Origin of the sequence: Frankia sp. Allo2 (assembly GCF_000733325.1) — a bacterium.
GTDB classification, from domain to species: domain Bacteria; phylum Actinomycetota; class Actinomycetes; order Frankiales; family Frankiaceae; genus Frankia; species Frankia casuarinae.
Genome location: NZ_JPHT01000026.1, coordinates 37,081 through 58,489, shown reverse-complemented (window position 1 = coordinate 58,489; position 21,409 = coordinate 37,081). Strand labels below are relative to the sequence as shown.

The following is a 21,409-nucleotide window of genomic DNA, read 5'->3' as shown; positions in this document are numbered from 1 at the left end:
TGACAACAAGGTCATAACTGGACAACAAGGTCATGACTGGATAACAAGGTCATGGTTGGAACCGGTAGCCCATGCCTGGCTCGGTGATGAGGTGGCGGGGCTGTGCCGGGTTGAGTTCAAGTTTGTGGCGCAGCCGGCCGATGTACTGGCGCAGGTAGTGGCTCTGCTCCTTGGGTGCGGGCCCGCCGGCCCGGGGCAGCAGATCCCGGTAGGTCAGTAGCTTTTCGGGGTGGCGGACCAGGACGTCGAGCAGGTGCCATTCCGTGGGGGTGAGCCGGACCTCGGCGGGGCCGTCCGGGCGGGCGCTGTCGGGTTTGCGGGTGACGCGCCGTGCGTCGAGGTCGATCAGATAGTCGCCCAGGGCGACGGTGAGCGGTTCGGTGGGCGGCGGGGTGCGCCGGACGACGGCGCGCAGCCGGGCGAGCAGTTCGTCGACCCGGAAGGGCTTGGTGACGTAGTCGTCGGCACCGGCGTCCAACGCTGCGATCTTATCGCTGCTGCCGGCGCGTCCGGAGAGCACGATGACCGGGGCGGCGGTCCAGCCGCGCAGGGCGTGGATGACGTCAACGCCGTCGAGGTCGGGAAGCCCGAGGTCGAGCAGGATGATATCGGGTTCGTGTTCGGCGGCGGCGGCGAGCGCGCGGCTTCCGTCCGCGGCGACGGTGACCTGGTAGCCGCGGGCGCGCAGGGTGATGTGTAGCGCGCGGAGCAGCCGTGGGTCGTCGTCCACCACGAGTACGCTGGTCACGCGTCGTCTCCCGGCAGTGAACCGAGCGGTACGGCGGGCAGGGNGCGAACCATCGTGAGGCCTCCGCCGGGGNGTCCTCGGGGCTGAGCGTTCCGTCCATAGCTTCGACCCGGGAGTTTGTCTGGGAAAGTGCCCCGGCCGCAGTGGGCGGTGCGCGGGACGGGTCCTGCGCACCGCCCCCGGGCCAGCGTCACCCGGGCCAGTCCAGCTACCTGGTCGTCCTGTCGAGGGCCAGGTTCAGGGTGAGGACGTTGACCGTGGGTTCGCCCATGAAGCCCAGCGCCCGACCGTCTTCGTGGTCGTGGACCAGCGCGTGGACCGTGGCCGGGTCGAGACCGCGTTCCTTCGCGACCCGGTTCACCTGCAGGTAGGCGTAGGCCNGGGAGATGTCGGGGTCGAGGCCGCTGCCGGAAGCGGTGACCGCGTCCGGCGGGACCGGGTTGTCCGTGCCCTTACCCGGCCCCTTGACCNGCGCAGTGACGCCGGCCGAGTAGTCCTCGCCGAACCTGGCGCACTCGACCTTGACGCCTTGGTACGTGGCGACGAAGGGCGCGGCCGGGCACTCCTCGTTGATGCTGACGACCCGGGTGACCGGTCCGGTGGTGCCGCCGGTCCGGAACACCGACAGGACCGCGCCGACGCCGTTCGCGGTGCAGAAGGGACGCCGGCCGTCGACCCCTTCCAGGTCACCGATGGCCTTGCTGCGGGCGCAGACCTGGGTGAGCAGGCTCTGGCTGCTTTCGTCCTCGTCCTTGGTGGCCGGGTCGTCGAAACTGTCGACGATGTTTTCCGGGCCGAGGTTGGACGCGGACGTCGACGTCGGGTCGTACCCGTCGCCGGCCGCCGAGGGGCGGGACTGGAAGTATTTGGGAATCGGGTTGCCCTTGTCGTCGGTGAACAGTTGGCCGATCTCGGCTGAGCCGACGATCTGGCCGCTGGCGTTCGTGACGAACGAGCCGTTCGCCTTATCCTTCAGCCCGGGAAGCTGCGCGATGGCCGTGATGACCAGCGGATAGGCGATGCCGGTCAGCACGGTCAGCACGAGCAGTGCGCGGAAGGCGGCGAGGTGCTGCCGCACGAAGGAGGGAAGTCGGGTCGCAGGCANGGTTACCGGGCTCCCGGGATGAACTGGATGACAAGGTCGATGAGTTTGATCCCGACGAACGGGATGATCAGACCGCCGACGCCGTAGATGTAGAGGTTGCGACGCAGCATCGCCGACGCGCTGGACGGGGTGTAACGGACGCCGCGCAGCGCCAGCGGGATCAGGGCGACGATGACGAGCGCGTTGAAGATGACGGCGGAGAGGATCGCCGACTGCGGGCTGTGCAGCCGCATGAGGTTGAGCGCGTCCAGCCCGGGGTAGATCGCCGCGAACATCGCCGGGATGATCGCGAAGTACTTGGCGATGTCGTTGGCGATCGAGAAGGTGGTCAGCGCCCCGCGGGTGATGAGCAGCTGCTTCCCGATCTCGACGATCTCGATCAGCTTCGTCGGGTTGGAGTCGAGGTCGACCATGTTGCCGGCCTCCTTGGCGGCCGACGTGCCGGTGTTCATCGCCACGCCGACATCGGCCTGGGCGAGCGCAGGGGCGTCGTTGGTGCCGTCGCCGGTCATTGCGACGAGCTTGCCGCCGGCCTGCTCTCGTTTGATCAGGGCCATCTTGTCTTCGGGCGTGGCCTCGGCGAGGAAGTCGTCGACGCCCGCCTCCTCGGCGATCGACCGGGCGGTCAGCGGATTGTCACCGGTGATCATAATGGTGCGGATGCCCATCCGGCGCATCTCGTCGAACCGCTCACGCATGCCCTGCTTGACGACGTCCTTGAGCTGGATCACGCCCAGGACGCGGGCCAGGCCGCCATCGGTGGCCTCGGCGACGACCAGCGGGGTGCCACCGGAAGCGGAGATGCCGTCCACGATCTCCCCGGTCTCCGCGGGCACGGCGCCACCAAGATCGCGCACCCAGGTGATCACCGCGCTGGCCGCTCCCTTGCGCACCTGCCGGTTCGCCCCCCCGTCGATCGCATCGAGGTCGACCCCGGACATCCGGGTCTGGGCGGTGAACGCCACGAACCGGGCGTGGCTGAGCTCGCCGGGACCGCGCTCCCGCAGGCCGTAGGTGTTCTTCGCGTGCACGACGATGGAGCGGCCCTCGGGGGTCTCGTCCGCGAGCGAGGACAGCTGGGCCGCGCTGGCCAGGTCATTCTCCGATGTGCCGCCGACCGGGACGAAGGCCCGTGCCTCCCGGTTGCCAATGGTGATCGTCCCGGTCTTGTCGAGCAGGAGGGTATTGACATCGCCGGCGGCCTCGACGGCCCGGCCGGACATGGCCAGCACGTTGCGTTGGACCAGCCGGTCCATGCCGGCGATGCCGATCGCGGACAGCAACGCGCCGATTGTCGTCGGAATCAGGCAGACCAGCAGTGACACCATCACGATCCCGGACAGGCCGTCGCCGTTCAGCGCACCGGTGTCCGGCACGCCCGGCAGCTGCGCCTTCGAGAAGATCGCCAACGGCTGCAGGGTCGCGACAGCGAGCAGAAAGGTGAGCGTCAGGGCGGCCAGCAGGATGTTCAGCGCGATCTCGTTCGGGGTCTTCTGCCGATTCGCCCCCTCCACCAGCGCAATCATCCGGTCGATGAAGCTCTCGCCCGGTTTCTGAGTGATCCGCACGACGATCCGGTCCGACAGCACCCGGGTGCCGCCGGTCACCGAACTGCGATCACCGCCGGACTCCCGGATCACCGGCGCGGACTCACCGGTGATGGCCGACTCGTCAACGCTGGCAATCCCCTCGATGACGTCGCCGTCCCCGGGGATGAACTGACCGGCCTCGACGACGACGGTGTCGCCCTGCCGCAGCCGCGGCGCGGGCACCTCCTCAAGCCGGCCGTCGTCGCGCAGCCGGTGGGCGATCGTGTCAGTCTTGGTGCGGCGTAGCGCGTCCGCCTGGGCCCTGCCGCGGCCCTCCGCAACCGCTTCGGCGAGGTTGGCGAACAGCACGGTCAGCCAGAGCCAGACCGTGATCAGCCAGCTGAACGCGGTCTCGTCCCGAATCGCCAGGACGGTGGTGAACACCGCGCCGATCTCCACGATGAACATCACCGGGTTGCGCCACAGCGTGCGCGGGTCGAGCTTGCGCAGCGCGCCCGGCGTCGACCGCAGGAGCATCGTCGGGTCGAGCAGCCCCCCCTGCACTCGCCGGGGAGCCGGCGGCGGGGTCGGCGCGGGCGCCGGAACCGGCGTACCCGCAATGGTCGAGGTGGNCATCTAGTGCAAACCCTCCGCAAGCGGCCCGAGCGCGAGCGCCGGGAAGAAGGTCAGAGCGACGATGATCACGGTAACGCCGGTTAGCATGCCGACGAACTGCGGGCGATGCGTCGGTAGTGTTCCCGCGGTTTCCGGCACCGGCTGCTGTTTCGCCAACGATCCGGCCAGCCCCAACACGAAGACCATCGGCAGGAACCGCCCGAACGCCATCGCGAGGCCGAGCGCGGTGTTGTACCAGTCGGTGTTCACCGTGATGCCGGCGAACGCCGAGCCGTTGTTGTTCGCCGCCGAGGTGAAGGCGTAGAGCACCTCGGACAGGCCGTGCGGCCCGCTGTTGAGCATCCCCGCCCGTTCCCCCGGCAGCGCCATCGCCAGGCCGGTGCCGACCAGCACGATGACCGGCATCGTGAGGAAATACAGCGAGGCGAACTTGATCTCTCGACTACCGATCTTCTTGCCCAGGTACTCCGGCGTTCGTCCGATCATCAAACCCGCGACGAACACCGTGATCACTGCAAGGACCAGGATGCCGTAGAGTCCCGATCCGGTGCCGCCGGGCGCGACCTCGCCGAGCATCATGTTGAACAGCAGCGTCGCGCCACCCAGGCTGGTGTACGAGTCATGGAACGAGTCGACGGACCCGGTTGACGTCAGCGTCGTCCCCGTGGCGAACAGCGCCGAATCCGGCACACCGAACCGGGTCTCCGTAGCCTCGCGGGCCGCCCCGACCGCTGTCGGCACCGTGCCGTGGTGGATCGCCTGGAACACCTCGTTGGCTCCCAGACTGCCCAGCGCCAGCACCGCCATCACCGCGACGATCGCCAGCCCCTGCCGGGTGCTGCCGACCATCTTGCCGAACGTCCGCGGCAACGCGAACCCGATCGACAGCAGCAGGTAGATCTCGAACCAGTTCGTCCAGGAGGTCGGGTTCTCGAAGGGATGCGAGGAGTTGGCGTTGTAGAAGCCGCCGCCGTTGGTGCCGAAGTCCTTGATGGCCTCCTGGCTGGCGACCGGACCCCCGGTGACCGCCTGCTCCCCCCCGGCCAGGGTGGGGACCGTGGTGTTCCCGTGGAAGTTCTGGATCGCGCCGCCGACGATCAGCACGATCGCCGCGAGCGCGCAGACCGGCAGCAGGATCCGCACGACGGTGCGGACCAGGTCCACCCAGAAGTTTCCCAGCTGGTCGGTCTTCTTCCGGGCGAAGCCGCGCACCACCGCGATCGCCACCGCGATGCCTACCGCGGCGGACACGAAGTTCTGCACCGCCAGACCGGACATCTGGACCAGATGGCCCATCGTCGACTCACCCGAATAGGCCTGCCAGTTCGTGTTCGTGGTGAAACTGACCGCCGTGTTCCACGCCAGGTCCGGCTTGACCGCCGGCAGGCCCAGCGCCAGCCACAGGTGGTTCTGCACCCGCTGGAACAGGTACAGGAACAGCACCGATACGAGCGAGAACGCCAGCACGCTGCGTGCATACACCGACCAGCGCTGCTCGGCGTCCGGATCCACCCCGACCAGCCGGTAGATACCGCGTTCCACCCGCAGGTGCTTCCCGCTCATATACACCCGGGCCATATAGTCGCCAAATGGCCGGTAAGTCAGGGCAAGAGCCAGCACCATCGAGACGATGAAGATGACGCCTGCGGCGTTCGTGCCCATCTAGAACCGCTCCGGGGACAGCAGAGCCGCCACGAGGAAGATCGTGAGAGCTACGGCAAGGATCAGGCCGGCGATGTTCTCCACGCTCACAGCTTCTCCACCGCCTTGAGGGTTAGCCCGAGTACCGCGAACACCGCAAGGGTCAGCAGTACGAAGACAACGTCACGCACGGAACTCCTGCCTTCTACTTTGGATGAGATCGGATCTGGATGAGATCGGAACAAATGTCGCCGCCTTGGCCGGTGTCCTGGCCTGATGGCAGGTGCCAGTATCGAGCCCTTGCCGCCAGCGGACCAGCGAAGCTAACGGTCCAATGACGCCCAATCCCGAAAATTCAACACGGCGCTCACACGGCATCCGACCCGGACGAGATCCGCACCCGCGTAAAACTCGGTGTGCACAACCCGGATGAGACGCAGAACACCTCTCGGTGGTCCACGGACAGCCGCCCGGGCGGGGACCAGGCCGGTCCGCCCCGCCCTGTCCAGGTGATCCCCGCGAAGGGTGTCCAGACGCCGGGGTGTCCGGACGCCGGGGTGTCCGGACGCCACCGTGAGTGCCAATGAGGCGTGGTGGTTACGGCTGGTAGCGGTAGCCCAGGCCCGGTTCGGTGGTCAGGTAGCGGGGTCGGGTCGGGTCGGGTTCGAGTTTGCGACGCAGTTTGTTGATGTAGAGGCGGAGCGAGGAGCTGTCGTCCGCCACGCCGGGACCCCAGACCTGGCTGATCAGCTGCTGATGGCTGACGAGCTTGCCGGGGTGGCGTACCAGTGCTTCCAGCAGCCGCCATTCCGTCGGGGTGAGGCGTGGACCGTCCGGCTTGTCCTCTCCACCGGTCGCGGATGGATCCTCATGACCGCTGCCCGCGTCGGCGTCGGCGTCGGCGTCGGCGTCGGCGTCGGCGCTGTCTCGTGAGCTGATTCGCTTTTCGCCGAGGTCGATCCGGTACCGGCCGAGGTCGACAACGGTCACCGATTCCGCGCTGGTGGCGCGGCGGGTCACGGCCCGGACCCGGGCCAGCAACTCGTCGATCGAGAACGGCTTCGTGACGTAGTCGTCGGCGCCGGCGTCGAGCGCGGCCACCTTGTCGTGGCCCGAGGCGCGACCGGACAACACGATGATGGGAACCCCGGTCCAAGCCCGTAGCCCCTGGATGACCTCAACGCCGTCCATGTCGGGCAAGCCAAGATCCAGAATGACCAGGTCGGGTGGGCACGACGCCGCCTCCGACAGCGCGTGCCGGCCGTCCAGCGCTGTGCGTACCTCGAACCCCCGAGCGCGCAGGGTGATTCGCATGGCCCGCAGCAGCTGCGGTTCGTCCTCCACGAACAGAAGACGGGTCATATCCGCCCCGTCCCCTCCAGCCACCTCCGGACCGGCGGCGCCTCCTACCCTGGCATCATCCCTCATCCTCGCCCCCTGCGCCTTCGCCCGTCCGGATCAGAAGAGGGTCAGGGGCTCGGTCGGTATCGGCTGAGGCAGTGCATCGAGCTCAGGCACCCGTACCCGTACGTCATCGTGGAAGCAGCGGGCGAGTAGTAGCGCGTCGGCGTTGTCCGGGGTGTGAANAAACACGGTGGGTGATCGACCCTCGCGCAGCCACTCGATGGCAGTGTCAATCCAACGCTGCCAGCCTTTGATCGTCTGCGTGGAGGCGTCGCGGCCGAGGTAGCGGACGATCGGCCGGTCGGTCAACGCGAGCGATCGGAGCGGCACGCGCGGTTTCCTGGTCCAGGCTTCTCGTTCGGCATCGCTGCCTGGCGGGCTTTGAAAGAATGTGGTGGTGTCGAATGGAATCCATTCGGCGGTCGCGGCGGCAAGGACTCCTTCGAGAAGTCGCGCTGCGCGAGGGTCGTTGAAGAATGCGGGGTGGCGGACCTCCACAGCGTACCGGTGGGACCTGGTGAGCCGGCGCAGAAAGCGGGCAAGCACGGGGACGTCGGCCGGGGTGAACGATCCTGGTAGCTGTATCCAGAGGGCATGGGCCCGTGGGCCGAGTGGCTCGATCGCTTCCAGGAAGGCGTGTAACGCTTCGTCGACGCCCGTCAGGCGGCGTTCGTGCGTGATGGTTTTTGGCAGCTTGATCACGAATCGGAAGTCGGCGTCGGTCTGCTGCGCCCACGAGGCCACGGCGCTCCTGGCCGGAGTCGCATAGAACGTTGCATTCCCTTCGACCGCGTTGCACCAGCTGGCGTAGTTTCGCAGGCGTTCGTGAGGCGGGAGCGGATGCGCCAGAAAGCGCCCTTGCCATGACTTGTGAGCCCACATCGCGCACCCCACATGAAGACGCATGACCCAAGCCCTCCATGAACAAACTGCTCCCGAGGCAGCCGGAACCGAGTTCGCCCGCCAAGTCGCGACCGTGCCACAGGTACTGTAGTCCGGGCGTCGAGTCCGCCCCCGGCGTCCGGTGCGCCGCGGGCCGACAGCCCGCGCTCCAGCGATCCACTATCCTTTCCGTACTGGCGAAGTCTAGTTGACCTACGGATCTGGAGCCCTTCAAGCTCCGGAGCTGGAGGGCCCGCAGCCACGGATCCGGCAACTTGGACGAGAGAACTGATACCGCCGGGCTGCTGGGCTTCTCCGAGCGCGACAGCTTTCCTGTGACCGGGTCCAGGCGTCGGCACCANCNCCGNCCCGCCTCAAACGCCCTGACCGGAGACGGTTCGCCGAGGTACTGGGCAACGGCGGCTTCGGATGACATCCGCTGACATCCGCGGTTGCACCGCCGACGAGAGACCGAGCGTATGCGGCGACTGCTCGACGACGTCTTGGGGATCGGCGGCCTTGGGGAACGGCGGCCTGTTCGTGCGGCGGTGCGTGGAGACCGCCACCGCATGAGGGCCACACAGACTGGTCGGACCCGGGGGCCGTTCGTCAACCGCGGGCCTCGATCGTGGTGTGTGGGTGCTGGGCGATGCTGGTCTGGCTGAACCTGACTATTCTTCGGCGGGACTTCCGCGACGTCCCCCTGTGGCGCCAGGCGGTCAGCGAGATGCTCCGTCTTGCTCTCCAGGGTCCCGAGGACCCGGTGATCGCGCCGATGACCATCCTCGATTCCGACCTGCTCGCCGAGCTGACGGCCTCGACCCGCGCCGCCGGACACCGCGCCGCCGGACACCGCGCCGCCGGACACCGCATCGCCGGACACCGCGCCGCTCATGTCACGCTTCTTGCCGACCGCACGACAATGATCCGCCGCATCCACCGACGCGGGGATGCGGACGCCGGAGTCGCGATCATCTCGCCCGGCCTTGTGGGGGGCGAGGTTCCAGACCCGGAGGAACATCGCGCCCTGGCTGGCGAGGCCTCCGGCGATGGGATCACAATGGTATCGTTTTCCCATGGAAGCCGTTGTCGATCAGGCGGGCCGGATCGTGTTGCCCAAGCTCCTCCGCGAGGCGCTGGGCCTGTTCCCGGGAACGAAGGTGGACATCTCGCCCTATGGCGCCGGTGTCCAGATCGTGCCTGCCGGCAGGACCGCGCGCCTCGTCGAGGAGGATGGTGTGCTCGTGTCAGCCGGCGATACGCCCGTCGACGACGACATCCTGTTCGGCCTCATTGACGCAGGCCGCAGGTGACCATTGCGGTCGACACGAGTGTCGCGGTTCCGCTCCTGGTACGTTCGCACACGCACCACGCGGATGTGGTGCAATGGTGGGGCGGGCGGGAGCTTGCGCTGAGTGGGTATGCGCTGGTGGAGACCTATTCGGTACTCACCAGAATGCCCGGCGACGCGAGACTGTCCGGGCCGGACGCCGCGCGTCTGCTCGACGTGCGCTTCACTGCACCGTTAACGTTGAGCGGACCGCATGCGCGGAAGGTTCACGCGACGTTGAGTCGCGTCGGTATTGTTGGGGGCGCCGTCTACGATGGGCTGGTGGCTTTGGCTGCCAAGGAGCACGGCCTGGCCCTCGCGACGAGGGATGCTCGCGCACGCGGGACCTATGACGCGCTTGGAGTCAAGGTCATTGTTGTCGCTTGAGGTGGCTCACGACTCCGAGTACGTTTCACTTCCCGATCCTCACGGACGCGCCGCGTAATCAATTGATGCATCCGACTTTCCGGTAGTTCCGCGACGTCGTCCAATATCCGATCTTGGAAGCTACGATCGGCCGTCCATACACCCTCTACACCCATGGCGACAGCGACACGACCGGAGCGGTCCGCGGGGTCAGCAGGGACGCCGCCCAGATGGGTCCTGAAATCATCATTCGCCCGTCGGGACCCGGGCGCCGACCAGCGGCGGTGCCCGATGACCGCCCAGCCGGCACCATCCGTATCCGAGTCGAACGTGCGTTCCGCAAACCTGGTGGTTCCGGCGGCTCCGGTCCGCCTCGTCACCATGATCGTGGGGATCGAGGCGCGGCCGGTTACGCGGATTCGAGCGCGTCCTCGACGGCGAGGCGCTCGCAACGTCGTTTCCCCCATTCGCCTAGCGGGCGGAGGGCCTCGTTGAGTGAGATGCCATGCTCGGTGAGGGAGTACTCGACCCGGGGCGGGACCTGGCGATACACCTCGCGGTGGACCAGGCCGTCCTCCTCCATCTCGCGCAGGTGCTGGATGAGCATCTTCTCGCTGACACCGGGAAGGCCGCGCCGCAGCTCTCCGAACCGCCGGGTTCCGTGGTTGTTCAGCTCCCAGAGGATCAGCGACTTCCACTTCCCTGACACCACGTCCATACCGGCGTCTATGCCGCAGACGTAGGGACCGCGCCTCGCGCTCGTCGCCATCAGACCCTCAACCTCGCCTCAGCTGGCCACTTACTTCCTGGTAAGTATTGAACAAAATTGTAGGTACTTGCCGGCGGGGAAGGTTCGGGCGGAGAGTCGGGACGGCACGCCAGTCAGACCACCGAGCGGAGCGAGGGCAATCCATGACGACCTGTACGACCTTCCTGGGCTTGGGCGCGATGGGCAGCGCGCTCGCCGCCGCGACCCTCGACGCCGGCCGACCAACCGTGGTGTGGAACCGCACTCCAGGCAGAGCACGGGCTCTCGGCGATCGTGGCGCCACCGTCGCCGAGACCGTCGAGGAGGCGATCATCGGCGGCGGGGTGGTCGTCGCCTGCCTGCTTGACCATCGGTCGGTGCACTCTGTGGTCGAGTTCACCGAAGCCGCGCTGGAATCGCTGGTGACGGCCAGCCTGGACCAGGGCGTCAATGTCGAGATGCTGCGGCCCGTCCACGACATCGTGCGCCGGCAGATCACCGCCGGATACGGCCAGCAGGGCACCGCCCGCATCTTCGAAGAGCTCAGGAGCTCCCGATGAGCGGCGAGGGCGGTCCGTCTCCTGTGACGGTCGTCGGCCTTGGCCCGATGGGTCGGGCAATGGCCGCGTCCCTGTTGCGGTCCGGCCATCCGGTGACAGTGTGGAACCGCACCGAGGGGCGCGCCGACGACCTCATCGTCAGGGGCGCCACGCTGGCACCCACAGCGACAGCCGCGGTCGCCGCCAGCGAGCTGACCATCCTCAGCCTCACCGACTACCAGGCGATGTACGACATCCTCGACCCGGTCGCCGAAAGTTCGCGACCCTCCGCTGTCCTTGCCGGCAAGGTCCTGGTCAACCTCAGTTCGGACACCCCCGATGCCTCCCGGGATGCGGCGGGATGGGCGGCCAGACACGGAGCGAGCTTCGTGACAGGAGGCGTCATGGTGCCCGCTCCCGCCGTCGGCGGTCCAGGGGCACATGTGTTCTACAGCGGGCCCCGCGCGGTATTCGACATACACGAACCGACGCTCAGACTGATCGGCGAGCCCCGGTACCTCGGGGAGGACCCAGGCCTGGCCCAGCTCTTTTACCAGGCGCACCTCGACGTCTTCCTCACCGCCCTGTCAAGCCTGCTCCACGCCACCGCGCTCGTCACCGCCGCCGGTGTCCCGGCCGCCGACTTCCTACCCGGCGCGCTGAACACCCTCACCGACATCCCGACGATGATCGGAGACGGATGGGACCTGGCCCGGCGCCTGGAGGCCGGCGAACACCCCGGCGACCTCAGCACGGCACGGATGATGGGCGCCACAGCGAACCACATCGTGTGGACGAGTGAGAAGGCCGGCATCGACACACAGCTGCCCAAAGCCGTCAAGGCGCACTACGACCAGGCCGTCACCGCGGGCCGCGGCACCGAGAACTGGACCGTTCTCTACGAGATGCTCAAAGGCTGCGACTGAGGAACGACCAGAACCACGGTCCTACCACCGGGCCACGCAAGCTGCGTACCTGGCACAGGGTAGCTGTTCACGTCGGTTGCGCGGCGGCCTTGTAGATCTTGTTTGGTGATCGTGTGGCGTTCGCGGGCCGGTGGGTGATGATCGGATAGCGTCACGAGTCGTGGAGTCAACCGGCCGCCCGACGTACCCGGATCATCCGCAATCCGGCAAGGGGCGTGCGGCTCCCACCGGCCCGGATCCCGGACAAGCTCTTCCTCGTCTACGCCGGGCGGTTCCGCCCGTTTCCAGGCCGCCCGTTTCCAGACCGCCCGATGATCGTGACCGCTGGGCGTCGTGGTCGCGTCGACCTTCCTGCGATCGAGGGGAGGGCGGCCGGTCGGTACCCCTCGCAGCCAGTGTCGACCGTCCCGCCGTCGATCTTCCATGTTCTCCGATCTTGGGGCGCGAGCCACAACCGCCAAATGTAACCGCCACACGCCAAATGTAACTCCGTCGTGGTTACATTTGGGTGTGCCACGTGACGTGAGCCAGACGATCGCCTTCCTGCGCGCGGCGGGAGGCGACACCACCGAGGTGGAGGTCAAGTCTGCCGCCGGCGGGTTACCCGCCTCGTTGACCTCTACGCTGAGCGCGCTGGCGAATCAGCCCGGGGGCGGGACCATCATCCTGGGACTCGACGAGCGGGCCGGGTTCCGCCCCGTCGAGCTCAGCGACCCGCAGGTACTCAAGCAGGGCCTGGCTGCCAGGGCCCGGGCATTCACACCGCCGGTCCGTCTCACGATCGAAGACGGGGAGGTTGACGGGGCCGCGGTCGTGGTTGCGCAGGTCCAGGAGTGCGACCGGTCGACCAAGCCCTGTCGCGTCACCGCGACCGGCAGGGCGTACCTACGTGGCTACGACGGCGACTACGCCCTGTCTGACGTGGAGGAACAGGGGTTCCTGGCCGCTCGCCAGCCACCGCTGTTCGACCGTTCACCTGTCGAGGACGCCACCATCGACGAGCTGGACACCGAACTCGTCGATGCTTTTCTACTCGCTGTCCGCGAACGCGACCCGGCCGGGCTCGGCCGTTTTCCCGACGACACCGAGCTCCTACGCCGGGCTGGGGTCACGATGGATGGCGGGCAGCCAACTGTCGCGGGACTGCTCGCTCTCGGGGTCCATCCCCAACAGTGGTTCCCTCGCTACGTCATCCAAGCCGCCGCGCAGCCCTTGCCCACCGGCTCCGCCGCAACGCGGGCCCGCAACCAGGTCACCATCAGCGGACCGGTCCCGCGGATGCTCGACGCGGCGCTGCTCTGGGCCCGACATACCTTCGACACCGCCATCGTCGCCGAGATGGACGGCAGCGTTCGTGACCGTCCGATCTACCCACTCGTCGCCTTCCGTGAGCTGGTCGCCAACGCGCTGATCCACCGCGACCTCGATCACTGGTCCGCCGGGCTGGCCGTCGAAGTGCGGCTTCTGCGGGACCGCCTGGTAGTGACCAATCCCGGCGGCCTGTACGGCATCACCGTCGACCGGCTCGGACGCGACGCGGTGACCTCCGCCCGCAACGCCAGCCTGGTCGCGATCTGCCAGCACGTCCGCTCTGCGCAGACCGGAGCTCGGGTTATCGAAGCCCTCGCCAGCGGGATTCCCACCGTCACCGAGGCTCTCGCCGACTGTGGCCTGCCGTCAGCCCACTACGTGGACAGCGGCATCCGGTTCACCGTCATCCTCCACCAGTTCGCGACCGCCACGCCCGTGGCAACCGCCGAGCCCCCGCTGGGCGCCACGGAGCGTCGCGTCTACCAGGCCCTGACCCGTCAGGGACGAACAGTCAGCGACCTCGCCGAAGAGCTCGGGCTGTCCGCTCCGAACATCCGCAAGGCCCTGCGAAACCTGCGCGGCCGCGGGCTGATCCTTCAACTCGGCGGCAGAGGCAGGGCCACCACCTACCAGCGGACGGACTCATAGCCGATCGATCCTTACCCGCCAACCACTACACGCCCTGGACCATGCCTGGCCCATCCCCATGTTCCNCCCGGCCAGATGACGCCGAGTCCACCGCGCGAGCCAGATGAATCACGTCACCGCCGCTGGTCACGGTGAGAAGCATCGGCGCCCCATGCGTGGTCCTTTGATGTGCCCCGAAAGCCACGCATGGGGCGAAACGGCCTGCACTCCGCGTGGTGTGGCCGCGCGATCAGTCGAGCCACAGCGACGGAACTCGTGGACGCCGATGTACACGCAGAGTCATCAGAGGATGAGTGGGTTCATGGCCTGCCGCAGGCATCTGACGACCCTGCACGGGCACGCTCCGTGATCCCCGCGCCGACCTTGGACGGCGGGTGACCTTGACGGAGGGATCCACTTCCCGGTCTCGAGTGCGGGCGCGGCGGCGCGGGATGACCTTGCTCGACAGAAGCCCCGGCGGCCCTAGATCTGGGCATCTACCTGCGGGTTTGGTCGTCCAGGCGGGGCTCGGACCACCTGTCGAGGTCCTGACCAGGATCGTTCCACAGCCCTGGATCTCAAAGGGATAGATCGTAAACCGCATCCACCCAGGTCGGAGGAATGATCAAAAAATTGGTGGGGCTCGAACCCACGACCGGAGGATTATGAGGACTATCCGGCTATGCGGTGTGCTGAGCTGCATCGACGCACGTCACGCGCGACCGTGAACGTCGAATACTCCTCTGTACAGAGATCCGTCTGGTTGCAATCCTGTCGAGGAGATCACACCACCCAGCGGTGGTCACAGACCGGCGCGGCCGTGGCCGGTCCGGGGCACGGCCCTGCCGCGGAGGGGCGCCCCGACGGCGGCTGCGGCTTCGACGCGGTCGCGTTGCCTTGCGATGCGCGTCCACGCGAGCCCAGGATCTACGCTGGGATCGGATGGTCGCGTCCCACCGACGTCTTGGACGCGTGACGACTCATCCGCCCGGGAGGCGATGGTGACGACGGCCTTGCCAGAGGACAGCTGGCTGCGCGACCTGCGCCCGCAGCCCGCGCGCGTGACGGCAGCCGAGTACGAGGCGCTGTCGGAGGAGATCGCCCGGTCGATCGAGATCGTCGACGGTTACATCATCTTCTGTGAGGCTCCCGCCCCGGACCACCAGACCGCGGGACGGCGGCTCGCCAACCTGCTGGAGCGGCACGCCCGGAACGCCGTGAAGTCAGGCCGGTACGGCTGCCTGACGGTCAACAACGACGTCGACCTGCGGCTCCGCGACATCCCCCTGCTCAACCGCCGGCCCGACGTCATCCTTTACCGCTGCCTCGATCGTGACCGCGGCGAACGGCTCCGCGCCGAACACGCCCTGCTCGTCATCGAGATCGTCTCGCCCGGCTCAGAGACCCAGGACACCACCGACAAGCTCGGCGAATACGCCCGCGCCGGCATCCAGCACTACTGGATCATCCGACTCGACAACGACGGCGTCACCAGCATCGAACGCTACGCCCTCGACCGCGCCAGCATGCTCTACAAACACCTCGGCACCCTCATGAAAGACGAGGCCGGCGGACCACCGGAAATCACCAACCCCATCCCGATCACCATCACCTGGGATGACCTGGCTTTCTGAGCGTCCCGACAGGTCGACAGGACCAATTTTGGCCCTCCCAGTCATTTGTTACAAGCCGTGCGAGACGATCTTGGCACGGTTGGATGTCGCGGATCAGCGTGGCGCCATCGCTTCACTCGTCCCGGGGGTGCGGGAGTTCGGCCCGCCGGGGGTCCCGCGGGTCGAGGAAATCGAGGATCCCAAGCCGTCGGTCGGCGAGGTGCTGGTCGCTGTCGAGGTGGCCGGGGTCGGCTACGGCGACGTCATCGTGCGGTCCGGCCGGTATCCGTTTCCGAAGCCGTACATCCCGGGCCTGGAGGTTGGCGGCCGGGTCGCCGCCGTCGGACCGGACGTCGATTCGTCGCTGACCGGCAAGCGGGTGGTGGCGAGCACGGCTGGGATGACCGGCGGGNACGCGGAGCTGGCCCTGGCCGAGGCCGACAGCGTCTACGAGGTGCCCGAGGGGCTCACCCTCGGGTCCGCTGTGGCGGTGTTCCAGGCCGGCGCCATCGCCGTCGGCCTGGTGTCGGCCATCCAGGTCCGGCCCGACGAGTCCGCTCTGATCACTGCGGCGGCGGGCAGGATCGGCTCGCTTCTGGTGCAGCGGGCCAAGGCTGCCGGGGCCGCGACCGTGATTGCTGCCGTGGGCAGTCCCGCGAAGGCGGACGTCGCGGTCGAGTTCGGGGCCGATGCCGTCGTCGACTACACGACGCCCGGCTGGGTGGCGAAGGTGCGCTGGGCGGTCCGGGCTGACCCTGGAGTCGGCCAGGACATACCCGATGGCCGGAACTGCCCTGGTCGGCTTCGCCTACGAGGGTGTCGCGTCGAAACCGGCCTGACGGCCGGCGGCGGGAAACGCGCCCACGTCGAGGACCCGGCCTTTGCGACCCGGCCCCCGCGGACCCGGCCTTTGCGACCCGGCCCCCGCGGACCCGGCCTCTGCGACCCGGCCTCTGCGACCCGGCCCCCGCGGGGACAGCCGGCACCGCCGAGCGCCACCACGCCCGACGGCGCCACCCGGCCGACGGCGCAGCGGGCCTCCCCGGGCCCCGGGACAGCACGGGACACCCGCCGCCTCATCGGCCACCACGCCACCGGCCACCACGCCACCACGCCATCGGCCATCGGCCATCGGCGACATTCCCGGCTGGAAGTTCGGCCGCGGTGGGGCGTAGGCAGGGGCGGTCGGTGGTGCGCAGTAGGCATGGCCGGCCATGCCGGCGCAACCACTGCGGGACCTTGTCGAGCCAGGCTGGGCGCATGCCCTCGAACCGGTGGCGGGGCAGATCAGCGCCATGGGCGACTTCCTGCGGGCGGAGATCGCCGCCGGGCGCGGCTACCTGCCGGCCGGCCCGCATGTCCTGCGGGCCTTCCAGCAGCCGTTCGACGACGTGCGGGTGCTGATCGTCGGACAGGATCCCTACCCGACCCCGGGAATGGCCATCGGCTACAGCTTTGCGGTGGCACCCGAGGTGCGCCGGCTGCCGGGCAGTCTGCTGAACATCTTCCAGGAGCTGTGCGCGGACGTCGGCGTGCCGAGGCCCTCGACCGGCGACCTGACCGGCTGGACGCGCCAGGGGGTGCTGCTGCTGAACCGGGCGCTGACGACGGCGCCGCGCCAGCCCGGGCTCGCACCGGGGCAAAGGCTGGGAGCCGGTCACCGAACAGGCCATCCGGGCGCTGGCCGGGCGGGGCAGGCCGCTGGTCGCGATCCTGTGGGGTGCCGAGGCCCGCAGCCTGCGGCCGTTCCTGGACGGTGCCGCGACCATCGAGTCCGCCCACCCGTCACCGCGGTCGGCCGACCGGGGCTTCTTCGGGTCCCGGCCGTTCAGCCGGGCCAACGNCCNCCCGCGCCGCCAGGGTGCCGAGCCGGTCGACTGGAGCCTCCCGTGNCCCGCCCGCCGCTCGGCCCGGAAGCTCCGGGACACGGCGCCTGACCGTGGCCGACACCGGCGCCCCGGCAGACGTGAGATGCCCTGCCCCGCGGGCTGCGGTCCGGGAGGGTGCCGGTCAGCGTTGCGCGGGGGCACCGGCGGGGGNGGGGCCGCGGCGCAGGGCGGCGCGGACGAGGAGGCCGGCGGCGAGGGCCCAGAAGGCGGCGCCGACGCGGGCGAGGGTGACGCCGCTGGCCGCGACGACGAAGGTGACGACCGCGGCCTGCCGCTCGGCCGGGTCGGCCAGGGCCGACGTCAGCGCCGAGGCGAGTGTGCCGACGAGGGCGAGGCCCGCGAGGGCCGTGGTGACGCCGGTGGGGGCGGCGGCCGCGACCGTCACCAGGAGCGTGGACAGCAGGGCGAGGGCGAGGAAGGTCCAGGCGGCGAGGTGGGCGACGACCCAGCGTCGTCGCGGGTCGGGGTGCGCGTCGGGGCTCGCGGCGAGCGCCGCGGTGATCGCGGCCAGGTTGATCGCGTGGCCGCCGGCGAACGCGCCGAGAACGGTGCCGACCCCGGTCACCGTCATCGCCTCCCGCCAGGGGACCGCATACCCGTAGGAGGACAGCACCGCGACACCCGGCACGTTCTGCGAGGCCATCGTGACGACGTAGAGCGGAACCGCGAGCGAGAGCATCGACGCCCAGTTCAGCGTCGGTGCCGTCAGCGCGACCCGGGGCAGCAGCGGCCTGTCGGGCCCGCCGTGCCGGCCGAACCAGATCCCGACCGCCACCACCGCGGCGGCGAACGCCGCCGGCACCGCCCAGCGCGGCGCGACCCGCAGCAGCACCAGCCACACCACGACCTCCGGCGCGACGAGCGCCGGATGGTCCACCAGCCCGTGGACGGGCACGAGGCACAGCGAGAGCAGGACACCGGCGANCATCGCCTGCGCGATCGGCGCTGGGATCGCGGCGATGAGCGTCCCGAGGCGGGGCCACAGCGCGGTCAGCAGGATCAGGCCGCCGAGACCGCGAAGGCCCCGACCGCCGCCGCCCAGCCACCGTCGACCGCGCCGGTCGAGGCGAGTAGCGCCGCGCCCGGCGTCGACCAGGCGAGCAGGATCGGCATCCGGTGCCGGCGGCTGAGCCACAGCGTCCCGAGCGCCTGGGTGACGGTGACGGCAAGCAGGCCCGAGGCTGCCTGCGCGGGGTCCGCCCCGACCGCCCGCAGCCCGGCCAGCACCACGACGGCCGTGCTCGCGAACCCGACCAGCGCCGTGACGGCGCCTGCGCTGACCAGATGGGTGCCCCGAACCCCCGAAGCCGCCTCGCCGTCCGCGGGATCCGGCGGATCCGACCGGCCTGAACCGCCGTCGCTCACGGTGACAGCGGGATCGGCGCCGACGGTAGGTCCGGAAGGTCACGATCGCGCTGTTCCATCCCCGGAACACTACTGTCGGCCGTTCGGCGGCGGACCATGAAAACGGACCGCGGATACGGCACCCGTCACGAGGCCACGGCCGCCACCGGCACCCGGCCGCGGGTGACCAGCCCGGCCCCGGGCTCTCCCGGGGCGCGAGCGGTGGGGGTGTGGGGCGGCGGGATCGTCCGCTCACACGAAGTTCCCGTCTCCACAACCTGGCGCCCTGGAAGGTGCTGCCCGACGGACGTTCGCCGGACAGCGTCACGACCGGGCGTCCCCACCCCTCCGATGCCCAGGCCCGCCGGGAGGCGCTGCACGTCCTGTCACTGCACGTCCTGTCACTGCACGGCCTGTCACTGCACGGCCTGTAGTGGGAGGATGCCGCGGTCCGGACGCGGGAAGGTGGTGCGCCGGGCCGCCGGGCCGGGCCATCCGGTCATCCCCGCGCGGGATCCGAGGGTCAGCATTCGGCGAAGAAGGCGAGCATGTCGGCGGCGAGCCGGTCGGGAACCTCCACCGCGGGGAAGTGCCCGCCCTCGTCGTGCACCGTGGAGCGCACCACGCGGCACAGCCGTCCGACGAACTCGGGCGGGGGCGGGCGAAGGTCATCCAGGCCGTTCCCGAAACGCCCGAACGCGGTGGGGGCGAGGACCCGGTCACCGACCGTCATGCCCTCCTGGACCTGGCGGTTGTCGTGGAAGTCGCGCAGCGTGCTCCCGACGCAACCGGTGGCCCAGTAGAGCGTGAGCGTGGTCAGCAGGAACTCCCGGGACACTCGGGGCACCCGGCCTTCGGCGCAGTCCGACCAGGCACGCCACTTCTCCAGCAGCCATGCGGCCAGCCCGGCGGGCGAGTCGGTCAGCCCGTACGCGAGGGNCTGGGGCCGGGTGGACGCGATCGCGTGATAGCCGCCTTCGGTCAGCGACCACCGTTCGCCGGCGTCCAGATACGCACGCTCGGCCGGGGACAGCGGTGTCGGGTCGACGGCCGGGTCCAGGACGGGGTCGAGTTCGAGATCGGTCAGGTACAGCCCGGCCACCGTGTCGGGATGGTCGAGTGCCAGGAAGGTGCTGACCCCGGAACCGAAGTCGCTGCCCGCGGCCAGGTACCGGGGATAGCCGAGCCCGGTCATCAGGTCGTGCCAGACACGCGCGGTGTCCCGCAGCGTGTGTTCCCCGGCCGGACGCTCGGAGAAGGGATACCCGGGCAGGGACACGGCGACGACATCCCGCGCGGGAGCGTCGATGCCGTACGCCGCGGGGTCGCGCAGGCGGTCGACGAGCGGGAGCATCTCCACGAAGCTGCTCGGCCAGCCGTGGGTCAGGATGACCGGCGGACCGTCGGCCCCCGGCACCCGATGATGGACGTAGTGCNCCCGCAGCCCGGACNCCNCGGCGACNAACTGGTCGTNCCCGCCGTTGATTCTCTCCTCGGCCGCACGCCAGTCGAAGGTGGCCCAGTCGGCGAGCATTCCCTGGAGGAACGCCAGGTCGGTGCCCTGGGACCAGGCCGGGCCGGGGGCCGGTTGCGGCCAGCGCACCCGCGCGATCCGCTGCCGCAGTCCGGTCAGGACGTCCTCGGGCACCCGGATCCGGGACGGTGTGATCAGCACGCGGTCCGTCCGGCCCGGGCGAGCACCCGTTCCAGGGCCGCCACCCGGGCCGGGTCGCTCAGGGCCCGCAGGCAGAAATCGCAGATGTTGGTGAACCGCGCGTCGGCGAGGTCCTGGAACTGCGGATCCTCGGCGACCATGGTCCGGAAGTAGGCTGGGGACTGCGGGTCGTGGAAGGCGTGCACGAGCCGTTCCCGCCGGGCCTGCTCCGCCGGGTCCGATCCCGGGCCGCGCACGGGCCCCAGGAACACCGGCGTCCGCTTCATGTCGTCGACGCCGATGTCGAGCTGGCAGCATGCATAGGCGTCACCGGTGGCGTGCACGGTGGTGGTCAGATCGTCGCAGTCGGGCAGCTCGGTGACCGGACGTCCCCGCCAGATCCGGTGCATCTCCCGGGCGCGGCCCCGATCGAGCAGCTCGAGCACCACGAACGGCTCGCCGGCCGCGATCAGGGCCGCCCTGATCTGCTCGTCGGCCTGTTCGTCGGCCGAGGTGCAGAACTGGATCTCGGTGGCCAGGCCGCTGGCCCGGGCCGCCCGGGCGGCGTTGATCGGTCGCTCCACGGGGAAGTACCGCATGTGGTGGACGTCCGCGCTGAGGGACAGGCCGTGGATGCCGGCCTCGACGAAGGGCCGCAGTCTGGCCTCGGCCTGGGCGGGGTTGCGGGCCCAGAAGGCGTTGGACTCCACGTCGACGACATAGCCGAGCCGGACGCCGTGGGCGATGGCCTGGCACATGACCTGTGGGTAGAGGAAGACCTCGCCCCCGCTGAAGGTGACGTGTCGCTTCCCGGTGCGCTGCCCCTGCTCGAGTACGGACCGGACCTCGTCGAGGGTCAGCCGCTCCCGGCGGGTCGGATTCGACTCCACAATGCAGTGATCGCACGCAAGATTGCAGGTCAGAGTGTAGTTGATGACCATTCTCTGGGTCGGGGGGAAACGGTCCCAGATCGCGATGCCGCCGGCCACATCGGCCCCCACGTCATTCTTGGCCCCCGTGTCATTGGCGCTCCGTGTCATTGCCCCCCACGTCGGTCCACCCGAAGCACGTCCTTCTCCTTTGGCACGGTAGCCAGCGGGGAGCGAAACGTCCACCA

General features: G+C 69.2%; 17 protein-coding genes and 3 pseudogenes. 9 read left to right on the top strand and 11 right to left on the bottom strand.

Annotation, left to right across the window (positions count from 1 at the left end; genetic code table 11):
* Window positions 1-49 precede the first annotated feature (49 nt).
* From ALLO2_RS16600 to ALLO2_RS16575, 7 genes are all read right to left on the bottom strand, one after another.
* A complete protein-coding gene (locus tag ALLO2_RS16600; RefSeq protein ID WP_011437668.1) occupies window positions 50-748 on the bottom strand; it encodes a response regulator in 699 nt (232 codons plus the stop codon).
* Window positions 749-956: 208 nt separating this feature from the next.
* A complete protein-coding gene (locus ALLO2_RS16595; protein ID WP_198031028.1) occupies window positions 957-1,853 on the bottom strand; it encodes a potassium-transporting ATPase subunit C in 897 nt (298 codons plus the stop codon).
* 2 nt (window positions 1,854-1,855) lie between these two features.
* Complete coding sequence (gene kdpB, locus ALLO2_RS16590; RefSeq protein ID WP_035733256.1) at window positions 1,856-4,018, bottom strand: potassium-transporting ATPase subunit KdpB; 2,163 nt, start codon at window positions 4,016-4,018, stop codon at window positions 1,856-1,858.
* On the bottom strand, window positions 4,019-5,680 hold the full coding sequence (kdpA, locus tag ALLO2_RS16585) for a potassium-transporting ATPase subunit KdpA (RefSeq protein WP_011437671.1): 1,662 nt from the start codon (window positions 5,678-5,680) through the stop codon (window positions 4,019-4,021). It abuts the gene before it with no gap.
* Window positions 5,681-5,770, bottom strand: coding sequence for a K(+)-transporting ATPase subunit F (kdpF, locus tag ALLO2_RS23475; RefSeq protein WP_023840421.1), 90 nt, complete (start codon window positions 5,768-5,770; stop codon window positions 5,681-5,683). It abuts the gene before it with no gap.
* Window positions 5,771-6,256: 486 nt separating this feature from the next.
* Window positions 6,257-7,021, bottom strand: coding sequence for a response regulator (locus ALLO2_RS16580; protein ID WP_035733253.1), 765 nt, complete (start codon window positions 7,019-7,021; stop codon window positions 6,257-6,259).
* A 96-nt stretch (window positions 7,022-7,117) separates the two neighbouring features.
* Window positions 7,118-7,969 (bottom strand): DUF72 domain-containing protein, encoded by an 852-nt coding sequence (locus tag ALLO2_RS16575; protein ID WP_035733250.1) that lies wholly within the window; start codon window positions 7,967-7,969, stop codon window positions 7,118-7,120.
* A 1,052-nt stretch (window positions 7,970-9,021) separates the two neighbouring features.
* Here ALLO2_RS16575 and ALLO2_RS16570 point away from each other — a divergent pair.
* The gene (locus ALLO2_RS16570) at window positions 9,022-9,258 is read left to right on the top strand and encodes an AbrB/MazE/SpoVT family DNA-binding domain-containing protein (RefSeq protein WP_035733247.1); all 237 of its coding nucleotides are present in this window, start codon (window positions 9,022-9,024) and stop codon (window positions 9,256-9,258) included.
* Window positions 9,255-9,662 (top strand): type II toxin-antitoxin system VapC family toxin, encoded by a 408-nt coding sequence (locus tag ALLO2_RS16565; RefSeq protein WP_011437676.1) that lies wholly within the window; start codon window positions 9,255-9,257, stop codon window positions 9,660-9,662. Before ALLO2_RS16570 ends, ALLO2_RS16565 begins: the two co-directional genes overlap by 4 nt.
* 388 nt (window positions 9,663-10,050) lie before the next feature.
* Here the strand turns inward: ALLO2_RS16565 and ALLO2_RS16560 are convergent, their stop codons facing one another.
* Window positions 10,051-10,410 (bottom strand): helix-turn-helix domain-containing protein, encoded by a 360-nt coding sequence (locus tag ALLO2_RS16560; protein WP_023840419.1) that lies wholly within the window; start codon window positions 10,408-10,410, stop codon window positions 10,051-10,053.
* A 143-nt stretch (window positions 10,411-10,553) separates the two neighbouring features.
* Between ALLO2_RS16560 and ALLO2_RS16555 the strand changes: the two genes are divergently transcribed.
* The 6 genes and pseudogenes from ALLO2_RS16555 to ALLO2_RS16535 form a co-directional block, all read left to right on the top strand.
* Window positions 10,554-10,949 (top strand): NAD(P)-binding domain-containing protein, encoded by a 396-nt coding sequence (locus ALLO2_RS16555; protein ID WP_023840418.1) that lies wholly within the window; start codon window positions 10,554-10,556, stop codon window positions 10,947-10,949.
* Window positions 10,946-11,854 carry an NAD(P)-dependent oxidoreductase gene (locus tag ALLO2_RS16550; RefSeq protein WP_023840417.1) on the top strand — a complete coding sequence of 303 codons (909 nt, stop codon included), beginning with the start codon at window positions 10,946-10,948 and terminating at the stop codon, window positions 11,852-11,854. Before ALLO2_RS16555 ends, ALLO2_RS16550 begins: the two co-directional genes overlap by 4 nt.
* A gap of 522 nt (window positions 11,855-12,376) precedes the next feature.
* Window positions 12,377-13,813, top strand: coding sequence for an ATP-binding protein (locus ALLO2_RS16545; protein ID WP_011437680.1), 1,437 nt, complete (start codon window positions 12,377-12,379; stop codon window positions 13,811-13,813).
* Window positions 13,814-14,790: 977 nt separating this feature from the next.
* The gene (locus ALLO2_RS16540) at window positions 14,791-15,426 is read left to right on the top strand and encodes a Uma2 family endonuclease (protein WP_035733244.1); all 636 of its coding nucleotides are present in this window, start codon (window positions 14,791-14,793) and stop codon (window positions 15,424-15,426) included.
* A pseudogene (locus ALLO2_RS28320) lies at window positions 15,410-16,081 on the top strand (alcohol dehydrogenase catalytic domain-containing protein); the annotation flags it as partial. The gene ALLO2_RS16540 and the pseudogene ALLO2_RS28320, both read left to right, overlap by 17 nt.
* Before the next feature lie 538 nt (window positions 16,082-16,619).
* A pseudogene (locus tag ALLO2_RS16535) lies at window positions 16,620-17,295 on the top strand (uracil-DNA glycosylase); the annotation flags it as partial.
* A gap of 120 nt (window positions 17,296-17,415) precedes the next feature.
* On the opposite strand, the pseudogene ALLO2_RS16530 reads toward ALLO2_RS16535, so the two are convergent.
* Window positions 17,416-18,578, bottom strand: a pseudogene (locus ALLO2_RS16530) (benzoate/H(+) symporter BenE family transporter).
* Window positions 18,579-18,931: 353 nt separating this feature from the next.
* On the opposite strand from ALLO2_RS16530, the gene ALLO2_RS25780 reads away from it, so the two are divergent.
* On the top strand, window positions 18,932-19,072 hold the full coding sequence (locus tag ALLO2_RS25780; RefSeq protein ID WP_232235141.1) for a hypothetical protein: 141 nt from the start codon (window positions 18,932-18,934) through the stop codon (window positions 19,070-19,072).
* 89 nt (window positions 19,073-19,161) lie between these two features.
* On the opposite strand, the gene ALLO2_RS16525 is transcribed toward ALLO2_RS25780, so the two are convergent.
* Together ALLO2_RS16525 and ALLO2_RS16520 are read right to left on the bottom strand one after the other, a co-directional pair.
* Window positions 19,162-20,313, bottom strand: coding sequence for an epoxide hydrolase family protein (locus tag ALLO2_RS16525; RefSeq protein ID WP_198031027.1), 1,152 nt, complete (start codon window positions 20,311-20,313; stop codon window positions 19,162-19,164).
* The gene (locus ALLO2_RS16520; protein WP_255361209.1) at window positions 20,307-21,233 is read right to left on the bottom strand and encodes a radical SAM protein; all 927 of its coding nucleotides are present in this window, start codon (window positions 21,231-21,233) and stop codon (window positions 20,307-20,309) included. Before ALLO2_RS16520 ends, ALLO2_RS16525 begins: the two co-directional genes overlap by 7 nt.
* Window positions 21,234-21,409 lie beyond the last annotated feature (176 nt).